Origin of the sequence: Brevibacterium sp. 239c, from assembly GCF_900169365.1 — a bacterium.
In the GTDB taxonomy this organism is placed as follows: Bacteria; Actinomycetota; Actinomycetes; order Actinomycetales; family Brevibacteriaceae; genus Brevibacterium.
In genome coordinates, this window is sequence record NZ_FXZH01000022.1 from 1 (window position 1) to 19,997 (window position 19,997).

The window sequence follows — 19,997 nt, forward strand, 5'->3', positions numbered from 1 at the left end:
CGAGCATTTCAGCGTCGGTCAGGTAAAGGTTTCACGTATCGAACGCGCTGAAGCTCGTGATGACGAGTTCGCAGCGCAGTACCGGGACTTCCTTCTTCAAGCCGCTTGACATCTATAGGAGCATCACAGAGGGTGCTCAACCGAGTTTCAGTTGAGCACCCGCGTTTCGAGGAAGGGGAGCAGCACAGCACCTGAGCTACAGGGGAGAGCCGGCCACGACCTCCGCGAGCCGGCCCGGGCCAGGCGGCTCAGCCGGCCGCGGCCTGCCCAGGCCCACTGTGCGCAGACCTGCGCAGACCAGACTAGGCTGCTGGGCCTACTTCTCTTCCCAGTTCTTGCGGAGCAGCTTCTTGTCGAGCTTCCCCACCGAGGTGCGCGGCATCTCCTCGACGACGTTGACCTCATCTGGCATCTGCCACTTGGCGAAGCGCTCACTGAGAGTTTCGATGATGGACTCGCGGGTCACCTCGGCGCCGTCATTGGCAACGACATAGGCAATCGGCCGCTCATCCCACTTCTCATCAGGGACTCCGATGACGGCTGCTTCCTTGACGTTGGGGCTGTCGAGGATCGCGTTCTCCATATCGATCGAGGAGATCCACTCGCCGCCGGACTTGATGACGTCCTTGAGGCGGTCGGTGATCTTGAGGTAGCCGTAGGCATCGATGACACCGACGTCACCCGAACGCCACCAGCCGTCGATGAACCGGTCCGCGTTGTCGGGCAGCTGGAAGTAGGACTCCGTGATCCAGGGACCGCGCATGACGATCTCGCCTACGGACTTCCCATCGCGAGGCATCTCCTCACCGGTCGGGTCGACGATCTTGAGATCGACGCCGATGATCGGCAGGCCCTGGTAGCGTTTGAGGTCCCATTTCTCCTCATCACTGAGATTCATGCCGGACTTGATGCGCCAGTTCGTGGTCGCCAGCGGAGTGGTTTCGGTGGCACCGTATCCGTGGATCACCTCGGCGCCGGTGATCTCCTTGAAACCGCGCATCATCGACAGCGGCGGCTCGGAGGATCCCGAGACCAGGCGGACGCCGCTGAGGTCGGGCGGGGTCGGCATATTCTTCATCATCGCCAGCATCGGCGTGAAGATCGCGGGAGCGCCGTTGGCCAGCGTCACCTTCTCTTCAATGAAGGCCTGGCCGATGGCGCCGAACTCTTCGACGGCGAATTTGCCTGGCAGGACGAGCTTTGCGCCAGCAGCCACCGCGTTCTGCGGGAAGCCCCAGGAGAGCACGTGGAACATCGGGGTGATAGGCATGACGCAATCGTCGAAGGTCGCATTGAGTGCGGCCAGTCCGCCCATCGTGTGCAGGTAGATCGAGCGGTGGGAATAGTAGACACCCTTGGGTCGACCTGTAGTTCCGGTCGTGTAGCCGGCATAGGCCGCTGTCTTCTCGTCGACAACAGGCCATTCATAGGTCTCCGGCTTGTCGGCGATGAGATCTTCGTAGAAGACGACGTTCTCTAAGGAAGTCTCGATCTCCGAGGCGGGCTTGTCGGTCATGATGACCCACCCCTTGACGTCGAGCTTCGGTGCGAGCGACTCGGCAACGTGGAGGAGTGACTCGTCGACGAAGATCCAGTCGGACTTCGAGTGGCTGACCACGTAGGCGAGGTCCTCGGGAGCCAGACGCAGGTTGAGCTGGAGCATGGTTGCGGCCACGCCGGGGACCGAGAAGTACAGCTCGAGGTGGCGGCGAGAGTTCCAGTCGATGACGCCGACCATGGAGCCTGCGCCCACACCAAGCTCGCCCAGACCATGGGCGAGCTGAGCCATCCGCTTGTATTCGTCGGCGTAGTTCGAGCGACCCCAGGACCCGTCAGACCGACGGTAGACGACCTCTGATTCGCCGAAGAAGGTCGCGGCATGCCGGATCAGGGTGGTGGTGTTGAGCTGGTAGCTGTCTCCGAGTGTGGATGGAATGCCTGTAAGCATGAGACTCCTTTGATCATGGTGGTCGTACTGGGGTGTCGCGATCGTGGTGGGACCCAGAGCTTGCGCAGTTGTCGAGGCTGCACGGTTCGCGTCATGGTGTGCAGTCGGAACACGTTGACGCCTGGGTCGTTTTCATCGTCAGAATATCCCGGCAGGTGATGCGGTTCACAATTTGCACCGCAACGTTACCAATTAGAAACTAACGGACGCCGAGGTGCGGGCCCGCCCTGTTCGCCGAGTCGGGCCCGTCCGATGCGACAGTCCGGCTATTCGCCGGTGAAGTTCGGTCCGCGCTTTTCGATGAAGGCCGCGACCCCTTCGGCAAAGTCATTACTGGCCCGCAACGCTGTCTGACCCGTGAGCTCCTGGTCGAATGCATCGTCGAGTTCAGTCAGCGTCGCCGCGTTGATGGCTCCCTTCGAAGCGGCGAAAGCGAGGGGTGCGCCCTGAGCCCATTGTGCTGCGATCTCCTGTGCCCGGCTCAGGTGCTCGCCCGCGAGCGTGACCTCGCTGGACAGGCCCCAATCGAGTGCTTCCTTGGCCCAGACCTTCTGTGCCGTCAGCGCCATCTTCATGGCTCGATGCCGACCCGCCGAGGCTGCGACGAGTGCCGTCGCCCCTCCATCGGGCATGAGCCCGATCTTAGTGAAGGCCAACATCAGGTACGACTCTTCGCTCATCACGGTGTAGTCGCAGGCCAGAGCCAGGGAACAGCCGATGCCGGCTGCGGGACCGGAGACCGCGGCGATGGTCGGTATCGGCAGATCGATGATCGATCGGATGATGGAGTTGGCCCGGTCGAGGCCGAGCCCTCCGCCCTGCACAGACCCCTGCAGATCGGCACCTGAACTGAAGGACCGGTCATTGCCGGTGATGATGAGCACACGGGCTGTGGTGGCTGCCGCAGCGACGGCGTCCCCGATGCCCTCCATAGCCTCCTCGGTCAGCGCGTTGAGACTTTCGGGGCGATTGATCGTGACAGTGACGACCCCATCGTTCAGGTCGGTGAGAACACTCGAGGTCAAAGCGACTCCTCTATGTTGGCGTTGGATGTCTGATCTTTCATCCAACTTTAACGTACGTTAAGTTGATCTGGGTCACACCGCTCGGAAGTACTCTTGGAAGCGAGCAGGCGCGCTTTCCCGTCAAGCAGCGCACTTGCCGCCGTGCCACGGGCCACCCTGCGCTCGCGGTCACCGCACCACGAGTCTCACGCCGTGCCACAGGCCACGTTGCACCCCGGGCCCCTGTGGTCCTGCCAGTTCATGGTGGTCACACTCTGCGGTGCCGGCTGTGCTGGTCTGCCTCAGACAGCGAAGCCAAATAGGCGTTGTAATTCCGCAGCTGGGCGTCACCGTCCCTGGCAGCTTGGCGGTCGAGACGACGACTGAGTCGCGCATCAGATCTCTGCCACTTGAACACCAGCACGCCGAGCATGATCAACGTCGGAATCTCCGTGAACGCCCACGCGATGCCGCCTCCGAGGAACTGGTCCTTCAACGGATCGATGCCCCACATCGGCATTCTGTAGAAGCTCGTGAGCAATGTCGTCGACATCATCACGACAATCCCGAAGAATGCGTGGAACGGGATGGTGGCCACAATCTCGAAGACCTGCACGACGGTGGGATCGATGCGAACCTGGCGCTTACTGCTCGTTCGCGGTGAGGGATCGATGCCGAAGATGTTCCAGAAGTAGAGCATCCCGATGGCCACGAAGTGGATGAACATCAGGTTGTGTCCCCACATCGTCGACATCAACCAGTCGAAGACGGGGGTGAAATACAGACCGTACAAGCTCATCAGGAACAACACGGTTGTCACGACCGGGTTGGTCAGCACGCGCAGAGGAGGACTGTGGACGATTGCGAGGATCACTCGACGCGCATTCCATCGACCCGATCCGGCCGGCAGGACACGCAGCATCAGTGTGATCGGCGCACCCAGGACCAACAGGATGGGACTGAGCATCGACAGAATCATGTGCTGAATCATGTGCATGCTGAACAGCGCCATGCCATAGCCATTCAATGCTGTGCCATCGACGAGGATCACGGTGGCGATACCCAAGGTCCACCAGATGGTTCGCGAGATCGGCCAGGGCACTCCTCGCCGATGGAGCAGCCAAACACAGATGAGATACGCCAGCAGGCCGAGCGTCGCGAGGATGACGATGATGGGGATCGGCTGCGGGTGCCATTCGATGACCCGTGACAGCGTCGGCGGGAGCGTCGGATGCCACATCGTCCCGCTCATCTGGTGCTCATGCATGCGCGCCCTCTCCTCGATCAAATTCTACGTACCGTAGAAAATTGGCTCGAGGCCCACCGTACGCTGGTTGTGCCGCTTCGTCACCCGGAGATCTCCACCCTCGCCGAGGCGCTTGCCCGGACCCAGCGGCCCGTTCAGGTGCACGGCCCGTCCAGGCAGTCCAGTCAGCCCAGTGGCGTGCTCAGATCAGCGCGGCCGCCAGCTGACTCCCCGTCAGAGCCCGGTCGGCGAAGACCAGTCGCATCGCCCGCGGATCGGGGTTACCGGCATCAGGTGCTCGATGCCGCAAGGTCAGACCCACCTTCTCCGCGACTCTCCGTGAGGCCGCATTATGTTCGAGCAGGTAGGCGATGACCGGCAGTTCCGGCTTGAGCTCCTGGGCCCGAGCAACGGCCAGGCGTGAGACCTCGCTGGCGTAGCCGCGGCCCTGAACTTCGGGGCGGAAGCGGTAGCCGAGGTTCCAATAGGCTTCGATCCGATCGGGATCCCACTCATCGGCCATTGGTCTGCGCCTCACGCCGCAGCCGCAGGTCCCCAGCACCGGGCCATCCTCCGATTCGCGCACAATCCACGCACCGAGCCCGTCGATCTCCCAATCAGCGATGCAAGCTAACAGATACGCCTCGGCTTCCGCCCGCCTGACCATCCGGCCGCTGGGAAAATGCGTCCAGACACGGGGGTCGCTGTGGATTTCGAAGACCTCATCCAGGTCCTGAAGTCCTGGACGGTCGAGAACGAAGGGAGCAGCCATCAAGCGCTGTGAGCCGTGCGCAGGGCCGCGTCGAGGTCGCTCCACAGATCATCGACGTGCTCGATGCCCACGCTCAGACGCAGCAGCCCATCGGGAACCGATTCCGGCTCCGAGGCATTGCGCCGACGACGTTCGATGAGGGACTCCACTCCGCCCAGGGACGTGGCAGGAGTCCACACCCGGACCGCCTCGGCGACGGCTGTGGCCTGTTCCGGCGTCTGGGTGCAGAAGGCAACGATCGCACCGAATCCCGACATCTGTGCCGCCGCACGCTCATGCCCGGGGTCCTCGGGCAAACCCGGGTAGCGGGTTTCGACGACGCTGGGGTGCGAGCTCAGACGCTTCGCGATCACCGCGGCATTGGCCTGGGCGCGCTCCATGCGCACCGACAAGGTCCGCAGACCACGCAGCGCCAACCAGACCTCGAAGGGCCCGGCGATTGCCCCACGCAGTGAGCGTTCGCGATGAAGTCGCTGGTGCAGCTCTTCGTTGCTCGTCAGCGCTGCACCGAGGACGACATCCGAGTGTCCGGCGAGGTATTTGGTGACCGAGTGGACGACGACGTCCGCACCCAGATCGAGCGGCGTCTGCAGCAGCGGGGTCGAAAAGGTGTTGTCCACGATGGTCAGGATGCCGCGCTCGCGCGCAGCGGAGATGAGTGCGGGTGTGTCTGCGACTTCGAGCATCGGGTTGGTCGGAGATTCGATCCACAGCACCGCCGAGGCGGCAGCAACCTCGTCGAGTGCCGTCACGACGGCCGCGGTGTCGGCGATGTCGACGGTGACGAGCGTGAATCCGCTGCGCTCGGCGACTTCGCCCGCGGACTCCAGCGACCCCTGGTAGCAGTGCCGGGGCATGATCAGAGTGCCCTCGCGCGGGACCAGGCTGAGGGCAGCGGCGATCGCGGCCAGCCCCGAGCCGAAGACCAGTCCGGGCAACGCAGCATGTTCGAGTTCAGCTAATGCCTCCTCGAACGGAGTCCACGCCGGGGTCGAGAACCGACCGTAGACATAGGCGGACTGATCGATCTCACGGCTGCCGACGAAGGTCGAGGACAGTTCGATGGGAGGGTTCACCGACGACCCGGTCGAGCGTTGAGGACGACCCGCCTCGACGAGGACGGTCTCTGGTGCGTGGGACGAATCTGGAGAGGTCATCGTCCCAATATATGTCGCATGCCGACCACGCCGCACTGACGTCTCAGTGGTGTGACTGACGCCTCAGCGGTCATTCGGAGGCCTCAGTCGCACCACTGATGCCTCAGCCGCGTACACGCACCATGTGCTCCAGCAGTGCCCTGGCTCCTGTTGAGAGTCGGCGCCTAGGCGACCACACCGCGTGCAGTTCACGGTCGAGGGCGACCCCGGACTGCACCGGCAGCGGCACCAGGCGTCGGGCCCGGAAGTCATCGCGCAGAGCCAGCTCGGAGAGCACAACGGGTGCGACACCGGTGGCAGCTGCGATCTTCAGCGCCGAGTTCGACCCGTACTCGCCCACCACACGTGCCCCACCGAAGCGAGCCAATGCGGAGTCAAGGACCTCCCGTGTTCCCGAACCGACCTCTCTGACCAGCAGCGGAACCTCGGCCAACGCCTCAGCGGCGATCGGGGCCGTCCACGCATCGGCGAAGGCGGGTGCGGCGGCGATCATAAGACGGTCATGGCCGACCACCTCGGCGGGGAAATCCTTGGGCAGGGACACAGACTCGATGAGGCCGAGGTCGCAACGCTGCTCACGGACGGCAGCGATGACCGCGGCCGAGTTCTCGACCGCCAGTCCCACGTCGATATCGGGATGGGAGGAAGTGAACGTCGTCAGATAGCGGGGCAGAAGGTATTCGGCCACGGTCAGCGAGGCGGAGACCCGAACAGTGCCAGCCCGCGCATCCTGGATGGCGCGGGTGCCGGCGTTGAGATCGGCATAGGCATCGATGACCTTCGAGGCCCATTGGGCCACGGCATGACCTTCGGCGGTGAGCTGGGTGCCCTGCGGCGAGCGCACGAGCAGCGGCACCTTGAGATCTCTTTCCAGGTGGCGCAGGCTGCGTGAGGCATTCGGCTGCGCAAGGCCCATCGCCTCGGCGGCCTGTCCAATGGACTGGGCGCTCGCGCTCAGAGTCACCAGCAGCCCCAGCGCCGGGAGCTCGGGCCAGTCCTGCATTCTGCTGAGATCCTGCATGCCCCAATACTGCCATATCAGCGCCATATGGGTCGGTCGAACAATGCCGGCTACCGAAACCTCTGAGTGCTTGACAGACTGAACTTATGAAACGCATTGTCAGCCTCCTCCCAGGCTTGGGAGTCGCCGCAGTCGCCACCGCGATCGCGTGGCCCATCTCAATGGTGGCCCCCATTCTCTCCCCGCTCCTCGTCGCCATCGTCCTGGGGATCATCGTCGGCAACGTCCTCCCCGAACTGCCGCAGACCTTCCAACCCGGCCTCGCCTTCGCGGCCAAGCCCCTCCTGCGTCTGGGCATCGTCGCCCTCGGCGCACAGGTCGTCCTCGGCGACATCCTTGACCTCGGCTGGCTGGTCCTCGTGCTCGCCGCGGTCGTCGTCGCCGTCGGCATCATCTCCGGACTGCTGCTGGCACGTCCGTTCCGCGTCGATTCGAGTCTTGCGCTGCTCATCGGCTGCGGGTTCGGCATCTGCGGGGCCGCCGCGGTCGCCGGGGTCGAGTCGACGCTGAAGGCGAAGAAGGAGGACGTGGCCGCGGCGATCGGTCTCGTGGTCCTCTTCGGCACCCTGATGATCGCTGTGATCCCCTCGCTGAGCGCCGCCTTCGGTCTGGCCCAGGACACCGCCGGCATGTGGGGCGGGGCGTCCACCCACGAGGTCGCGCAGGTCGTCGCAATCGGCGGCATCATCGGCCCCGCGGCTCTGCAAGTCGCCGTCCTCGTCAAGCTCTCCCGCGTCATCATGCTCGCCCCGACCGTCGCCGTGTTCAGCTTGGTGATGCGCCGCAACGAGAGCCGGGAGCGGGCTCTGGTGACTTCCCCCGCCGAGGTGGCCTCGCAGTCCTCGTCGGACGCTGAGTCATCCTCGGATGCCCAGTCGCCTTCGGGTGGCCTGCCCGCTGCACCTGCGGCGAAGCGCCCGCCCATCATTCCCCTCTTCGTTCTCGGATTCCTCCTCATGGCGGGCCTGCGCACCTTCGGCCTGCTGCCTGACGTTGCGGTCTCCGGCCTGGGCTGGATCCAGACCGTGTGCCTGGCCATGGCGATGTTCGCCCTGGGGCGCGGAGTCCAGTGGCGTTCACTGCGCAACCTCGGCGCAGGTCCGATCGGCCTAGCCGCGGTGACGACTCTCATCGTCGCGGTGATCAGCCTCGGCGGCGCCGTCCTCCTGACCTGAGGTAATGAGCGCGGTACTGGTCTGAGGCTCTCACCTTGGTCCTGATCTGAGCTCCTGAGCGCACACATGCTGGAAGCACCTTCTGCAGGCTGCCCGTCCTGGCTACGATGATGGCGAAGTCGAACCATGATCCAGTCGAGAAGGATGCGGCAATGAGTGCGAACGCGATAGTCGTCGGCAGCGGCGTGATGGGAGCGTCCATCGCGTTTTCCTTGGCCAAACGTGGATACTTCGTCACCGTCGTCGACAAGAAGGCGGGACCGGCGCAGGGTTCGACGGGGGCGACCAGTGCGATCGTTCGCTTCACCTATTCCCTGCGGGACTCCATCGCCCTGGCCTGGGAGTCCAAGCACCTGTGGGAGAACCTGCGGGACCATGTTCAGGCACCGGAATCGGAACCGGTCGCGGACTTCATGCGCACCGGCATGGCCGTCTTCGACATACCCGGGCTGATCCCGGCCACAGTCCGCACAGACTTCGAGGCCCTCGAGATCCCCTATGCCGAGTGGGACGCAGCCGATCTTGCCCGGGAGCTGCCCGGTGTCGACCCCTCGAACCACTTTCCACCGACGCGCCCGGAAGATCCAGCCTTCCTCGACGACAGTGTCGAGCCCGCCACAGCACTGTACACACCCGACGGCGGGTATATCTCTGACCCGGTCCTGGCCACGGAGAACTTCGCCCGCGCCGCCAAACGACATGGCGCCCGGTTCCTCTACAACACCGAGGTCATCGGCCTCCACCACGCCGATTCCACCTGGTCGATCAACCTCGCCGATGGCCGAGTCCTCGATGCCGACGTCGTGATCAACGCGGCCGGACCCTGGTCAGCCCGACTCAACGAGCTCGCCGGGGTCGGCTCCGACCACGGAATCTCGCTGACTCCCCTGCGCCAAGAGGTCCATACCCTTCCGGCGGAATCGACCGTCATCCGCGCCGATGGCTCTCCCATTCCGGCCGTGCTCGATGCCGGCATCGGCACCTATATGCGCGCCGAGGTGGGCGGCCAGCTGCTCATCGGAGGCACAGAACCCGAATGCGATGAGCTGGAATGGGTCGAGGACCCTGACACCGTATCGATGAGCGTTCGCTCCGAACTATTCGAGACCCAGGCGCTGCGAGCGGCCAAACGCTTCAATGACATCACGATCCCGAACCGGGCCCGAGGAGTCGTCGGCGTCTACGATGCTTCCGCCGACTGGACCCCCATCTACGATCGCTCCGTAGCGGATGGCTTCTATCAGGCGGTCGGCACCAGCGGCAACCAATTCAAGAATGCGCCGATGGTCGGCGAGCTCATGGCGGAACTCATCGACGCCGTCGAGCACGGTCATGACCACGACCGTGATCCCCTCCAGATCTCACTCCGATACACGGGCGGGGAGCTGAACCTGGGAACCTTCTCGCGGCTGCGGTCTCCGGCAGGAACCAGCGGAAACGTCATGGGCTGATCTCAGCGGGGCACACTCACGTGCCGTTATTTGGGAATTACCGACCATTCGGGCTGCGATTACCGCTACTGTCCTTGCCGAACTGGTAATGTCACTCAGCGAGCCATCCAGTTTCGTTCAGCGAAATTCCAGCCTAAATGGGGAAATCATGCTCCTTCAAATCATTGCATTGTTGATCTTCATCGCCCTGTTCGCAATCGGCGCGATCCGCGGTGTGCAGATCGGCATACTCATGCTCGTCGGCGCAGCCGGCACCGGTCTGTTCCTGGCAGATATGAATGTCGATGACATCATCGCGGAGTTCCCGCTCTCGATCATGATCCTGCTGGCCGGGGTCACCTACTTCTTCGCCATCGCGCAGGAGAACGGGACCGTCGACAAGATCATCGACTGGGCGCTGGAGAAGGTCGGGTCCTCTGCCGTCCTCCTCCCCATCGTCTTCTTCATCATCACAGCCGGCATTGCCTCCATGGGGGCGCCTCTTGCCGGTCTCGTGATGATGCCGGTGGGCATGCAGGTGGCCCGCAAGTACGGGGTCGACTATGCGCTGATGGGCTTGGCGATCTGCTTCGCCATCGGCGCCGGCGGGTTCGCTCCGACCAGCCTCTACGGCATCGTCACGTACAGCACTGCCCATGATGCGGGAATCGACCTGTCGCCGTTCCTGCTCTTCGGCATCGCCGTCGTCGTCTATCTCGTCATGCTCGTCGTCGCCTACTTCATGTACGGTCGCACACTCTTCGGACGCAAGTCCGCCATGGCCGCGGCTGGTACCGCGCACTCCGGGTCCTACGTCAGCGAGACAAACGGGTTCGGAACCACCGGCGAAGGTGCCGGTTCCACGATCTCCCGTGGATCGGCCTCGGCGACCAAGGTGGCCTTCGGTGAGGATGAAGAGGACGAAGCACTCTTCGACTCTTCAAGCACCTCCGCGAGCGCCGAGTCGGGCCCCTTCACATTCGTGCAGATGCTCACCGTGGTCCTCATGGTCGGACTCATCGGCTCGGTCGTCGCTCTGGCAGCATACGGCAAGGAACCCGACATCGGCCTGCTGTGCTTTCTGTTCGGTGCGATTCTTTCGCTCGCCGATCCTAAGACCGGCAAGGCCGCGCTGCCCAAGATCGACTGGTCGACCGTCCTGCTCGTGGGCGGCATCATCACCTTCGTCGGAGTGCTGCAGAACATGGGCGCCGTCGATCTCCTGGGTGAGGGCGCCGAGGCGATCGGATCGCCACTCATCGCTGCCTTCGTTCTCTGCGTGGTCGGCGGACTGGTGTCCGCGTTCGCGTCCACGACCGGCATCCTCGCCGCGCTCGTGCCTCTCGCGCTGCCCCTCATCGCCGCTGGCGGAGTACCCGGCTGGGCACTGATTGCGGCGCTGGGCGTGTGCTCGGCCGTCGTCGACGTCTCGCCGTTCTCGACGCTGGGTGCCACGGTCGTGGCCACGGCTCCACAGGATCATAAGGCGCGGCTGACGCGCATCCTCGTGAAGTTCGGCATGTCGATGGTCATCATCGGGCCCATCGTGCTCGTCGGCGGTCTCGTCATCCCTGCCATGTTCTTCTGAGGCATCTGGCGTCCGGACCCATTGGGACGCCCGCCTCCAAGACGCACATGGTGCCCAGCGAAAATCGCTGGGCACCATGTGTGTCTGTGTCACTTCATTCGGTTCGACCCGCTGCCGGAACTCAATCCAGCGGTTTGACCAGTACGACGAACTCGAGGTCATCGACCAGGGGCACACCGAATCGATCGTCGCCGTAGGGGAAGGGCTCGATCTCTCCCGTGCGCTCGTAGCCGCGGCGCTCATAGTAGGCGATGAGTTCGGCGCGCTTGTTGATGACGCTCATTTTCAGCGAGTGAGCGTTCCAGCGTTCGACCGCCCACGCCTCGGCGAGGTTCATCAGTGCCGAGCCCACACCCTGGCTCTGCCCGAGCGGAGAGACCGCCAGCACACCGAGGTAGGCGATCCCGTCGACGGGTTCGCGCAGGTAGACGCTGCCGACAGCATGCCCTTCGGCGGACCGGACCAATATCATCGACGAATCGGTCTCTGCGAGCATCTCGCGGGCCATGTCGGCATCGAGCCGCTGACCGCTGAGCAGATCCGCCTCCGTCGTCCACCCCCGCTTCGAGGGCTCACCCCGGTAGGCGGAAGCGACGAGCTCAACATAGTCGTCGATGTCGTCGAGGCCGAGTTCGCTGACCTCGAAACCTGATTCGTGCAGGATCAGCATGTGAGCATCGACCATGGTGGCGGGTGCGTACGAGGACATGGGTCGGCTCCTTGAGGATGTCTGACCGTCGACAGGAACGGCCGAAAGAACGGGTTGCTCAACAGGTTAGTCGCTAGGCGGCGAACACAACTATAGTTTCATGTAGCAGAATTGACTCAGCTACGTGTCGGCCTGGAACCGACCGACACCTTCGCCTCTAAGGAGCGTTCATGGACCTCGAGATCTCGGACGAGACCTACACCTTCGCCCAGGACTCAGCGGCTTCTCGCTTCACAGTGAGCCATGACGGCAAGCGCATCGGTCACGTCGACTACGTCGACCGCGAGGCCAGCCCGGACGACACCTCAGAGTCCACCGTGCGCACGTTCACCCACACCGAGGTGTCCCCCGCCTTTGGTGGTCGCGGCCTTGCCGCTCACCTGGTGCGTTTCGCCCTCGAGACCAGCGCCGAGGCGGACCTGAAGTTCCGCACCACGTGTTCTTATGTCATGGAATTCTTCCGCAAGAATCCGGAGTTCGACGAGTTGCGTGCCTGAGTCGGCACGAATTTGAGAACGTAGCCGACCCAGACCGTGGCGGCGATGACGATTGCCGCAACGGCGCCCCACAGCAGAGTCGGATCGACAATCGCCAGCTGCGGTATTTCCCTGCCCGGAATGATCGCGGCGAAGGTGCCCGCCGTCAGCGCGCCGAGCCATGATCCGACCATCATCCCGATGTGTCTGCGGATGTTTCCACGCCGGATTGCAATGACTCCGACAGTTGTGGTGCCGAAGGTGAAGATCGCGAGCGCATGGAAGACCGTGAAGCTACCGCTGAGGGTGTAGATGAACATGCCGCTCACGCACACGAGATACATGAGGATGACCCATGACCGCCCGATCCACCTGTGCCTGCGGTCCTTGGTCCGCCGGATGATCTGAACCGGGGCCAGGAGCACTACACCAGAGGCAGCCAGAGCGTGGATTGCTATGAACATCGTTGTCATAGACCTAAGATAGTTCCACTAACTAATTGCGGCAACGAAGATAGCAGAACAGGAAATGCTATCCAAGTCAGCTGCTATTCACGTTGCCATCCGCACTGCCATCTCAGCCGATTGGAGACCCGAATGAAGCTCAGCGCCTTGGCCCAGGAATCCGGAGTCTCGACCGCCAGCATCAAGTACTACATCCACGTCGGAATCCTGCGCCCTGGCCACAAACGCAATGCGACCACGGCGGATTACTCCCAGGCTCACCTCGACCGCCTCGGGCTCATCACCTGGCTGCGACGACAACTCGGCTCGCCGATTGACTCCATCGCCGCACTGACTCGGGCCATCGATGACGAGTCTCTGGAGAACATCGAGCTGATGGGCTTCTGCCAGAGACTTGCACTGGAGGCGAGCAATGTCCTGAAGTCCGCAGCCGGCTCATCCTCGCATTCCGAGCCTGAACCTGCAACGGCAACGGCAGCAGCGGAACCGGCACCGGCACCGAAACCTATCGAGAACGATATCCGTGACGTTCTGCAGGAACTGGGCTGGCCGGACATCTCACCAACCGCAGTGGCATCGATGGCAGGCGTGCTCGAGGAGTTGAGCACCTCAGGCTATCCCGTCGGACGAGACACAATCATGCGCCACATCCAGGCTCTGACCGAGGTCGCCAGCAGGAACACCACCCCGATCACTGATGACCTGAGCAGGGACCAGATCTGTATCGAGGTGGTTCGGGGCATCACCTTGCACAACCGACTACTCGTCGCGACGAGTGCTCTCGTCCATGCTTCTCTATCGGCAATGCCTCGAAGCTCGCAGTCCATCTAGCTTCAGACAACGAAATTCGTATTACATGCATCGAATATCGCCACTACACTGTTCACTACTGCTCGCTTTCGTGCCTATCGGCCACCTGCAGTTATGCCTTATCGACAACCAAGGAAGGATCAGTCGTGGACATCACGCCGATCATCGACAAGCTCAACACCGGACTATTCATCAATGGCCAGTGGCGCGATGCCGAGGGTGGAAAGACGGTTGACGTCATGAACCCCGCAACTGGTGACTTCATCACCACGGTCGCCGACGGGTCTGCAGCCGATGCCGAGGAAGCCATCAAGGTCGCCGGTGACACCCAGGAATCATGGGCTGCCACCCCGCCACGTGAACGCGCCGAGATCCTCCGCCGGGCCTTCGAACTGCTCATCGAACGCTCCGATGACATTGCAGCAGTCATGACCGCCGAAATGGGCAAACCCTTCGCCGAGTCAAAGGGAGAGGTCACCTATGGGGCCGAATTCTTCCGCTGGTTCTCAGAGGAAGCCGTGCGCGTCGGCGGCGAATACACGCAGTCCACCGATGGCAAGACCCGCGTCATGGTCTCCCGCGAGCCGGTCGGGCCCTGCATCCTCATCACCCCGTGGAACTTCCCACTGGCCATGGGCACCCGCAAGATCGGCCCGGCCATCGCCGCCGGCTGCACAATGGTCTTCAAGCCAGCGAAGCTGACCCCGCTGACCTCTCTGATGCTCGTCGACGTGCTCATCGAGGCTGGTCTGCCCGCTGGCGTCCTCAACGTCGTCACCTCCGAATCCGCTCGCCGCGTGGTCACCCCGTGGATGGAGTCCGGGATTGCCCGCAAGGTCACCTTCACCGGATCCACCGAGGTTGGCGTGGGACTGCTCAAACAAGCCGCAGACAATGTCATGAAGACTTCGATGGAACTCGGGGGCAACGCCCCATTCGTCGTCTGCGATGACGCCGACATCGACAAGGCCGTCACCGGCGCAGTCCAGGCGAAGATGCGCAACGGCGGTGAGGCCTGCACCTCTGCGAACCGCCTGTTCGTCCACTCCTCCGTTGCTGAGGAGTTCTCGGCGAAGCTGACCGAGCGCATCGGCTCGATGAAGGTCGGCAACGGTCTAGATGAGGGCACAGAGGTGGGGCCGCTGGTCGATCAGGACTCCCTGGACAAGGTCGCTGCCCTCGTCGATGACGCCGTGTCCAAGGGTGCGAAGATCCTCACCGGCGGGTCGACGATCGAAGGCAAGGGCTTCTTCTACAATCCGACCGTCATGACCGATGTGCCGCTTGACTCCGAGATCCGGACCACCGAGATCTTCGGACCTGTCGCCCCCATCGTCACCTTCGACACCGACGACGAGGGCATCGCCTTGGCCAATGAGACCGAATTCGGTCTGGCCGGCTACCTGTTCAGCGAGAACGTCGAGCGTGCACTGAACCTGGCCGACAAGATGCAGGTCGGAATGGTCGGCCTCAACACCGGCCTGGTCTCCAACCCCGCAGCACCCTTCGGCGGTGTGAAGAAGTCCGGACTCGGCCGCGAAGGCGGAAGCGTGGGCATCGAGGAGTTCCTCGAGGTCAAGTACGTGGCTCTGCCCCGCGCCTGAGGCGCATGTCGACCCACTGCTTGACACCCGAGCGTTGCTGCGTCCCTGCGGCGAACACCGCAGGGACCTCCTCGAGTGCCATCGCCGGACCCATGATCGCCTCCGCGGGCATCTCCTCGAGCAGGTTCACTGCCGCAGCGATGTCCCGCGGATGTTCATAGATAAATGACCCCTTGATGCGTAGCTGCTTCTGCACGATGGTGAAGCTGGAGGCGCCGAGGTGATGGTGGTCCTCCCCCACCAGAGTGACCGCTGCGAACGGGGCCAATTGGTCAACGACTGCACCGAGAGCCTCTGGCACCCCGGCCGCGTCGATGACGACCTCGGCCGCGGGGCTGTCCCCGGGAACGAAGATCTGCGCACCGAGTTCGACCGCCAACGACCGACGTTCATCGCTGGGTTCGCTGACGTACGGGCGATAACCCTGCGCAACGAGAGTGCAGATCGACAGCAGCCCCTGGGCGCCGGCCCCGAGCACGAGCACCGTCTCCCTCCCTTGGAGGTCCGTGCGTCGAATCGCCGAAGCGGCAACGGTCAGAGGCTCGACGCACACCGCACGTTCGAGTGCCATGTCCGGCTCAAGTAGATGGCAGAAGTCGCTGGGATGGTCGACCACCTCGGCGAGGAATCCAGGCTGAGTGAGGACTCCGGCGCTCAGCCTGGAGGTGCAGGCGGAGGTCATGCCGCGAGCGCAGTATTCGCACCGGCCGCAGGTGATGTTCGGTTCGAGGGCCACTCGGTCGCCTACGGCGACTCCGGGAGCACCGGAGCCCACCTCGGTGACTTCACCGATGCCCTCGTGGCCCAGGCGCCACGGAAGTTCGGGAGGCATGCGCAGGCCAGCGGCCAGGCTCTGATCCGTCCCGCAGATTCCGACGGCGAGCATGCGGATTCGGAGATCGCCGCTGCCGACCGGCCCCTGCGGCTCGCGACGGTCGACGATTTCGACGCGGCCGGGTGCCGTGATCTCCGCCGAGCGCATCAGAGCTGAGCCGCCATCGTGGTGCTCGTCATCGCGCGTTCAACGTTGCGCTCCACACGCCACTGGTGGACGAGGTACATCGCGATGGCAATCGAGATGAGGCACCCGCCTGCCAGGTAAGCGGCGACGAGATACCAGGAGCCTCCGCCGACACCGACGAGGAAGGTGGCGATGAAGGGGGTGAAGCCACCGGCGATCGCACTGGCCAGCTGGTATCCGACTCCGGCTCCGCTGTAGCGGAATTCGGGGCTGAACATCTCGGCGAACAGCGGCTGCTGCACGCTCACGACGGCGTCGTGGGCGATGTTGATCAGCAGCACGGCGAAGATGACGATGGCGACGATGTTGCCGCTCTCAAGTGCGAAGAAGAATGGGACCGCACTCACGAGTCCGACGATTCCGCCTGTGAGGTAGACACGCAGTCGCCCGTAACGGTCGGAGAGGTAGGCGAACAGAGGGATCGTGATGATGCCGAGTCCGCCGACGAGGAGAGTGATGTTGAGCATGATCTGGCGGTCAAATCCGAGCTCGTCCGTGGAATAGGCCAGGGCGAAGGTCGTCACGATGTACATCGTCAGCAGCTCGATGAATCGCAGGCCGACGATCTGGAAGATCTGAGCCGGGTAGCGCTTGAAGGCCTCGAGGATCGGCAGCTTCGCCACCTTGTCCTCTTTGGCATGCTTGACCCGCTCGAGGTACTCCTCGGATTCTTCGACACCGGAGCGAATCCAGAGCCCGACGAGAACGAGGACGGCGCTGAAGATGAAGGGGATCCGCCAGCCCCAGGCCAGGAAGGCTTCCTGTGAGAAGTTTCCGCTCAGCAGGGCCACGAGCCCGGTGGCCAGCAACAGTCCCACGGAGTATCCGATCTGGACGCCGCTGGAGAAGAATGCCTTCAGCTTCGAGGGTGCGCTTTCGACGGCCATGAGCGCGGCTCCGCCCCATTCACCGCCGACGGCGACTCCCTGGATGCAGCGAAGCAGCACGAGCAGAGCCGGCGCCAACCAGCCGATCGTTTCATAGGTGGGAAGGATACCGATGACGGCGGTGGCGACGCCCATGATCGTCATGGTCCAGATGAGCATCGCCTTGCGGCCGAGTCGGTCACCGAAGTGCCCGAAGATGATTCCGCCAAGAGGACGGAAGATGAAGCCGACACCGAATGTGGCGAAAGCGGCCAAGGTGCCTGCATGGGCGCTGTAGCCGGGGAAGAAGAGCTCGCCGAAGACCAAAGCGGCAACGATTCCGTAGAGAAGGAAGTCGTACCACTCAACCACTGCTCCGACGAACGACCCTGCGGCCGCCCGCCGGGCGCGTTTCATGGCCTCGGGGCTCGCTGTCATCTGGGGCTGTCCAGTGGACATGGCATTCTCCTTCGAATGGTGGCGGCAGTGCTGACGCGCCTTCCACGACATAGCACCGGCCCGTTGGGTCGCAGATCACATTATCATCATGTGCACCTTTCGTACAGACGTGCGCAGTGCGCACATCAGAAATGTGCTGGCGAGGTAGGACGCTACGTGGACCGACTGCCGCACTTGATCTGACGGCCTGAGCGACGGTGACCGCTACCCTGGAGAGGTGAAGTCAGAGATGAGTCCCGACGACGGGCCCCAGAAGAGTGCGCACTACGTTAAATCTGCCGAGAAGACCCTCGCCGTCCTTCTCGCCTTCAACGGCGAAAACCCGCAGCTCTCCGTGACACAGGTGGCTGAGGCCACGAACCTGACCAGAGCCGCTGCCAGGCGATTCCTCCTCACCCTCGTCGACCTGGGGTATCTGAGTGCGGTCGGCACGCAGTTCGCACTCACCCCACGGGTCCTCGACTTCGGAGCAGGCTTCCTCGCAGGCCTCGATCTGCCGAAGGTCGCCCAACCTCATCTCAACGCCCTGGCTCTGGACCTCGACGAATCCGCGACCCTGAGCATCCTCGACGCCGACGACATCGTCTACATCGCTCGGGCCGCCGCGCCTCGACTCCACGCGGTCACCGTCAACTTGGGAAACCGGCTCCCCGCTTGGGCCACGTCCATGGGGCGGATGCTCATCGCCGAGCTGCCGGAGACCTTCCAGGAGCAGTTCCTCAGCCGAGTTCAGATCTCACCGTTCACTGATCACACCGTGTCATCGGCCGTCGAGCTCGGTCATGAGCTGAACCGTATCCGCCAGCAGGGCTGGTGCCTGGTGTCTCAGGAACTCGATGACGGGCTCCGCGGCCTGGCGGTGCCGATTCGCCGAGGTGACAACACCCTTGCCGCGCTCAACGTCTCTCTGCATACGTCTCATCTGCGCGGACTCTCTGTCGAAGACGACCTTGTCCCCCGATTGCAGCACGTTGCAGCATCGATTGCGGAGGACTTCGGTGGTCGCTCCGACTGACCCAACCCGCCTGAGCCCGGTCGGACGATCTGCACCCCGATCGAACCGATCCGCGTATGCGCACAATCGAAGTTACACTCTGAGATGTGAGCAGCGAAGGCGAACGAAAAGGTCAACCGCGGAAGCCGAACTTCGAGCTGAGCGCGGAGGACCTGAGATCGGTTGTGGCGTTCACCTCCGCTGCTGCCGAGGTGGTTCTCCCTCATTTCGAAATGCGATGTCCCGAAGACGGTAGGCCCCGTCAGGCCCTCACAGCTGCACTCGCCTTCGTTCATGGAGCGCCACGATCACGAGCCCAGCGGGTGAGTGCTCCGGCCGCCCATCGCGCCGGACGAGAAGCGGCATCTGAGATTGCGTTCCATGCTGCGATGGCGGCCGGAGATGCGGCTGCATCAGCGTATCTGCATCCCCTGGCCGATCCGGTACAGGTCAAACATATTCTGCGCGCTCCCGCGCATGCCGTTCGCGTCATCGAACTCACGGACAGCCCAGATAGGGACGTAGACTTGAGTCCCCTCCTTGAACGCTTCGCGTCGTATGCCACTTCGCAACTCAGAGATGTTCTTCGACGCTATCCGCGGATCAGCGCCACGTCGAGCCGGACCACCGAGAAGTCGAGCCTGAACAATGACCGCACCAATCCAATCAACCGCTCCATATACGAACTCGATGCACGGCTTCGCAATGGTCCGACTGCGGCAACCGAGCAGCGATGATTCTACCTGAGGTTCGCGACCAGTCGATGGTGACGATTCGGCGCGGTGGCACGCTGCGCGATGACGATCACCGACTGCTGGCGCTATGGGCGGCAGACTGTGCTGAGCACGTCCTGCACCTCTTCGAAGTCCAGGCTCCCGAGGACATGCGAGTACGTGATGCTGTGACTGCCGCACGTGCCTGGGCGGAAGGGACCATGCCGATGATGCAGGCGCGTGCCGCCGGGGGCCACGCCATGGGTGCGGCCCGTCCGTTGCGGGGCGCAGCTCGATTCGCGGCCCATGCGGCCGGGCAGGCTGCCTGCGTCGCTCACGTGGCCGAACACGATCTTGGTGCAGCGGCCTACGCCATCAAAGCCGCCCGCAGTGCACACCCCGAGGACGCTGCGGCCACACGCACTGAGCGCGACTGGCAGAGATCCCAGCTGCCCGACCAGGTCCGCCAGCTGGTCCTGTTAGATCAGCGACGACGCGACTCTATCTGCTGGTTCGTCTTCGGCACCGACTGAACCGAAT

Annotated in this window: 19 protein-coding genes; 9 read left to right on the forward strand and 10 right to left on the reverse strand. The window is 63.3% G+C overall.

Going from position 1 to position 19,997, the window contains the following annotated elements:
- Positions 1 to 316: 316 nt before the first annotated feature.
- The 6 genes from BSP239C_RS17000 to BSP239C_RS17025 form a co-directional block, all read right to left on the reverse strand.
- Complete coding sequence (locus BSP239C_RS17000; protein WP_101574540.1) at positions 317 to 1,948, reverse strand: long-chain-fatty-acid--CoA ligase; 1,632 nt, start codon at positions 1,946 to 1,948, stop codon at positions 317 to 319.
- Between the two features lie 266 nt (positions 1,949 to 2,214).
- Positions 2,215 to 2,973 (reverse strand): enoyl-CoA hydratase, encoded by a 759-nt coding sequence (locus BSP239C_RS17005; RefSeq protein ID WP_101574541.1) that lies wholly within the window; start codon positions 2,971 to 2,973, stop codon positions 2,215 to 2,217.
- 247 nt (positions 2,974 to 3,220) lie between these two features.
- Positions 3,221 to 4,219 (reverse strand): cytochrome c oxidase assembly protein, encoded by a 999-nt coding sequence (locus BSP239C_RS17010; protein WP_219618920.1) that lies wholly within the window; start codon positions 4,217 to 4,219, stop codon positions 3,221 to 3,223.
- A 181-nt stretch (positions 4,220 to 4,400) separates the two neighbouring features.
- Entirely contained in the window at positions 4,401 to 4,970 is a 570-nt protein-coding gene (locus BSP239C_RS17015) for a GNAT family N-acetyltransferase (RefSeq protein WP_101574542.1), read from the reverse strand.
- Positions 4,970 to 6,127 carry a PLP-dependent aspartate aminotransferase family protein gene (locus tag BSP239C_RS17020; protein ID WP_101574543.1) on the reverse strand — a complete coding sequence of 386 codons (1,158 nt, stop codon included), beginning with the start codon at positions 6,125 to 6,127 and terminating at the stop codon, positions 4,970 to 4,972. The genes BSP239C_RS17015 and BSP239C_RS17020 overlap by 1 nt, the downstream gene beginning before the upstream one ends.
- A 103-nt stretch (positions 6,128 to 6,230) precedes the next feature.
- A complete protein-coding gene (locus BSP239C_RS17025; RefSeq protein WP_101574544.1) occupies positions 6,231 to 7,148 on the reverse strand; it encodes a LysR substrate-binding domain-containing protein in 918 nt (305 codons plus the stop codon).
- A gap of 86 nt (positions 7,149 to 7,234) precedes the next feature.
- Here BSP239C_RS17025 and BSP239C_RS17030 point away from each other — a divergent pair, with 86 nt between their 5' ends.
- From BSP239C_RS17030 to BSP239C_RS17040, 3 genes are all read left to right on the forward strand, one after another.
- Positions 7,235 to 8,323 carry a YeiH family protein gene (locus BSP239C_RS17030; protein WP_101574545.1) on the forward strand — a complete coding sequence of 363 codons (1,089 nt, stop codon included), beginning with the start codon at positions 7,235 to 7,237 and terminating at the stop codon, positions 8,321 to 8,323.
- Between the two features lie 152 nt (positions 8,324 to 8,475).
- Positions 8,476 to 9,774: an FAD-binding oxidoreductase gene (locus BSP239C_RS17035; RefSeq protein ID WP_101574591.1), complete on the forward strand. Its 1,299-nt coding sequence runs from the start codon at positions 8,476 to 8,478 to the stop codon at positions 9,772 to 9,774.
- A 148-nt stretch (positions 9,775 to 9,922) separates the two neighbouring features.
- On the forward strand, positions 9,923 to 11,341 hold the full coding sequence (locus tag BSP239C_RS17040; RefSeq protein WP_101574546.1) for an SLC13 family permease: 1,419 nt from the start codon (positions 9,923 to 9,925) through the stop codon (positions 11,339 to 11,341).
- Positions 11,342 to 11,462: 121 nt separating this feature from the next.
- On the opposite strand, the gene BSP239C_RS17045 is transcribed toward BSP239C_RS17040, so the two are convergent.
- Positions 11,463 to 12,050, reverse strand: a complete 588-nt coding sequence (locus tag BSP239C_RS17045; protein WP_101574547.1) for a GNAT family N-acetyltransferase — start codon at positions 12,048 to 12,050, stop codon at positions 11,463 to 11,465.
- A gap of 170 nt (positions 12,051 to 12,220) precedes the next feature.
- Here BSP239C_RS17045 and BSP239C_RS17050 point away from each other — a divergent pair, with 170 nt between their 5' ends.
- Complete coding sequence (locus BSP239C_RS17050; protein ID WP_101574548.1) at positions 12,221 to 12,547, forward strand: GNAT family N-acetyltransferase; 327 nt, start codon at positions 12,221 to 12,223, stop codon at positions 12,545 to 12,547.
- On the opposite strand, the gene BSP239C_RS17055 is transcribed toward BSP239C_RS17050, so the two are convergent.
- The gene (locus BSP239C_RS17055) at positions 12,493 to 12,999 is read right to left on the reverse strand and encodes a DUF2306 domain-containing protein (RefSeq protein ID WP_101574549.1); all 507 of its coding nucleotides are present in this window, start codon (positions 12,997 to 12,999) and stop codon (positions 12,493 to 12,495) included. The two genes, BSP239C_RS17050 and BSP239C_RS17055, sit on opposite strands and share 55 nt — an antisense overlap.
- A 123-nt stretch (positions 13,000 to 13,122) precedes the next feature.
- On the opposite strand from BSP239C_RS17055, the gene BSP239C_RS17060 reads away from it, so the two are divergent.
- Positions 13,123 to 13,821, forward strand: a complete 699-nt coding sequence (locus BSP239C_RS17060; protein ID WP_101574550.1) for a MerR family transcriptional regulator — start codon at positions 13,123 to 13,125, stop codon at positions 13,819 to 13,821.
- A gap of 125 nt (positions 13,822 to 13,946) precedes the next feature.
- A complete protein-coding gene (locus tag BSP239C_RS17065; protein ID WP_101574551.1) occupies positions 13,947 to 15,404 on the forward strand; it encodes an NAD-dependent succinate-semialdehyde dehydrogenase in 1,458 nt (485 codons plus the stop codon).
- Here BSP239C_RS17065 and BSP239C_RS17070 read toward each other — a convergent pair.
- Together BSP239C_RS17070 and shiA are read right to left on the reverse strand one after the other, a co-directional pair.
- Positions 15,376 to 16,386 (reverse strand): zinc-binding dehydrogenase, encoded by a 1,011-nt coding sequence (locus BSP239C_RS17070; RefSeq protein ID WP_101574552.1) that lies wholly within the window; start codon positions 16,384 to 16,386, stop codon positions 15,376 to 15,378. The two genes, BSP239C_RS17065 and BSP239C_RS17070, sit on opposite strands and share 29 nt — an antisense overlap.
- Complete coding sequence (gene shiA / locus BSP239C_RS17075; protein ID WP_101574553.1) at positions 16,386 to 17,750, reverse strand: shikimate transporter; 1,365 nt, start codon at positions 17,748 to 17,750, stop codon at positions 16,386 to 16,388. The genes BSP239C_RS17070 and shiA overlap by 1 nt, the downstream gene beginning before the upstream one ends.
- A 229-nt stretch (positions 17,751 to 17,979) precedes the next feature.
- Between shiA and BSP239C_RS17080 the strand changes: the two genes are divergently transcribed.
- The 3 genes from BSP239C_RS17080 (at position 17,980) to BSP239C_RS17090 (ending at position 19,990) form a co-directional block, all read left to right on the forward strand.
- Positions 17,980 to 18,765 carry an IclR family transcriptional regulator C-terminal domain-containing protein gene (locus tag BSP239C_RS17080; RefSeq protein WP_101574592.1) on the forward strand — a complete coding sequence of 262 codons (786 nt, stop codon included), beginning with the start codon at positions 17,980 to 17,982 and terminating at the stop codon, positions 18,763 to 18,765.
- Positions 18,766 to 18,851: 86 nt separating this feature from the next.
- Positions 18,852 to 19,481, forward strand: a complete 630-nt coding sequence (locus tag BSP239C_RS21405; RefSeq protein WP_101574554.1) for a putative immunity protein — start codon at positions 18,852 to 18,854, stop codon at positions 19,479 to 19,481.
- Entirely contained in the window at positions 19,478 to 19,990 is a 513-nt protein-coding gene (locus tag BSP239C_RS17090; protein WP_101574555.1) for a putative immunity protein, read from the forward strand. The genes BSP239C_RS21405 and BSP239C_RS17090 overlap by 4 nt, the downstream gene beginning before the upstream one ends.
- Positions 19,991 to 19,997: the final 7 nt, after the last annotated feature.

Coding starts and splice junctions, on each gene's coding strand:
- BSP239C_RS17000 (WP_101574540.1), bottom strand. CDS start 1,948: ATGCTTACAGGCATTCCATCCACACTCGGAGACAGCTACCAGCTCAAC.
- BSP239C_RS17010 (WP_219618920.1), bottom strand. CDS start 4,219: ATGCATGAGCACCAGATGAGCGGGACGATGTGGCATCCGACGCTCCCG.
- BSP239C_RS17015 (WP_101574542.1), bottom strand. CDS start 4,970: ATGGCTGCTCCCTTCGTTCTCGACCGTCCAGGACTTCAGGACCTGGAT.
- BSP239C_RS17020 (WP_101574543.1), bottom strand. CDS start 6,127: ATGACCTCTCCAGATTCGTCCCACGCACCAGAGACCGTCCTCGTCGAG.
- BSP239C_RS17025 (WP_101574544.1), bottom strand. CDS start 7,148: ATGCAGGATCTCAGCAGAATGCAGGACTGGCCCGAGCTCCCGGCGCTG.
- BSP239C_RS17030 (WP_101574545.1), top strand. CDS start 7,235: ATGAAACGCATTGTCAGCCTCCTCCCAGGCTTGGGAGTCGCCGCAGTC.
- BSP239C_RS17035 (WP_101574591.1), top strand. CDS start 8,476: ATGAGTGCGAACGCGATAGTCGTCGGCAGCGGCGTGATGGGAGCGTCC.
- BSP239C_RS17040 (WP_101574546.1), top strand. CDS start 9,923: ATGCTCCTTCAAATCATTGCATTGTTGATCTTCATCGCCCTGTTCGCA.
- BSP239C_RS17045 (WP_101574547.1), bottom strand. CDS start 12,050: ATGTCCTCGTACGCACCCGCCACCATGGTCGATGCTCACATGCTGATC.
- BSP239C_RS17050 (WP_101574548.1), top strand. CDS start 12,221: ATGGACCTCGAGATCTCGGACGAGACCTACACCTTCGCCCAGGACTCA.
- BSP239C_RS17055 (WP_101574549.1), bottom strand. CDS start 12,999: ATGACAACGATGTTCATAGCAATCCACGCTCTGGCTGCCTCTGGTGTA.
- BSP239C_RS17060 (WP_101574550.1), top strand. CDS start 13,123: ATGAAGCTCAGCGCCTTGGCCCAGGAATCCGGAGTCTCGACCGCCAGC.
- BSP239C_RS17070 (WP_101574552.1), bottom strand. CDS start 16,386: ATGCGCTCGGCGGAGATCACGGCACCCGGCCGCGTCGAAATCGTCGAC.
- shiA (WP_101574553.1), bottom strand. CDS start 17,750: ATGTCCACTGGACAGCCCCAGATGACAGCGAGCCCCGAGGCCATGAAA.
- BSP239C_RS17080 (WP_101574592.1), top strand. CDS start 17,980: ATGAGTCCCGACGACGGGCCCCAGAAGAGTGCGCACTACGTTAAATCT.
- BSP239C_RS17090 (WP_101574555.1), top strand. CDS start 19,478: ATGATTCTACCTGAGGTTCGCGACCAGTCGATGGTGACGATTCGGCGC.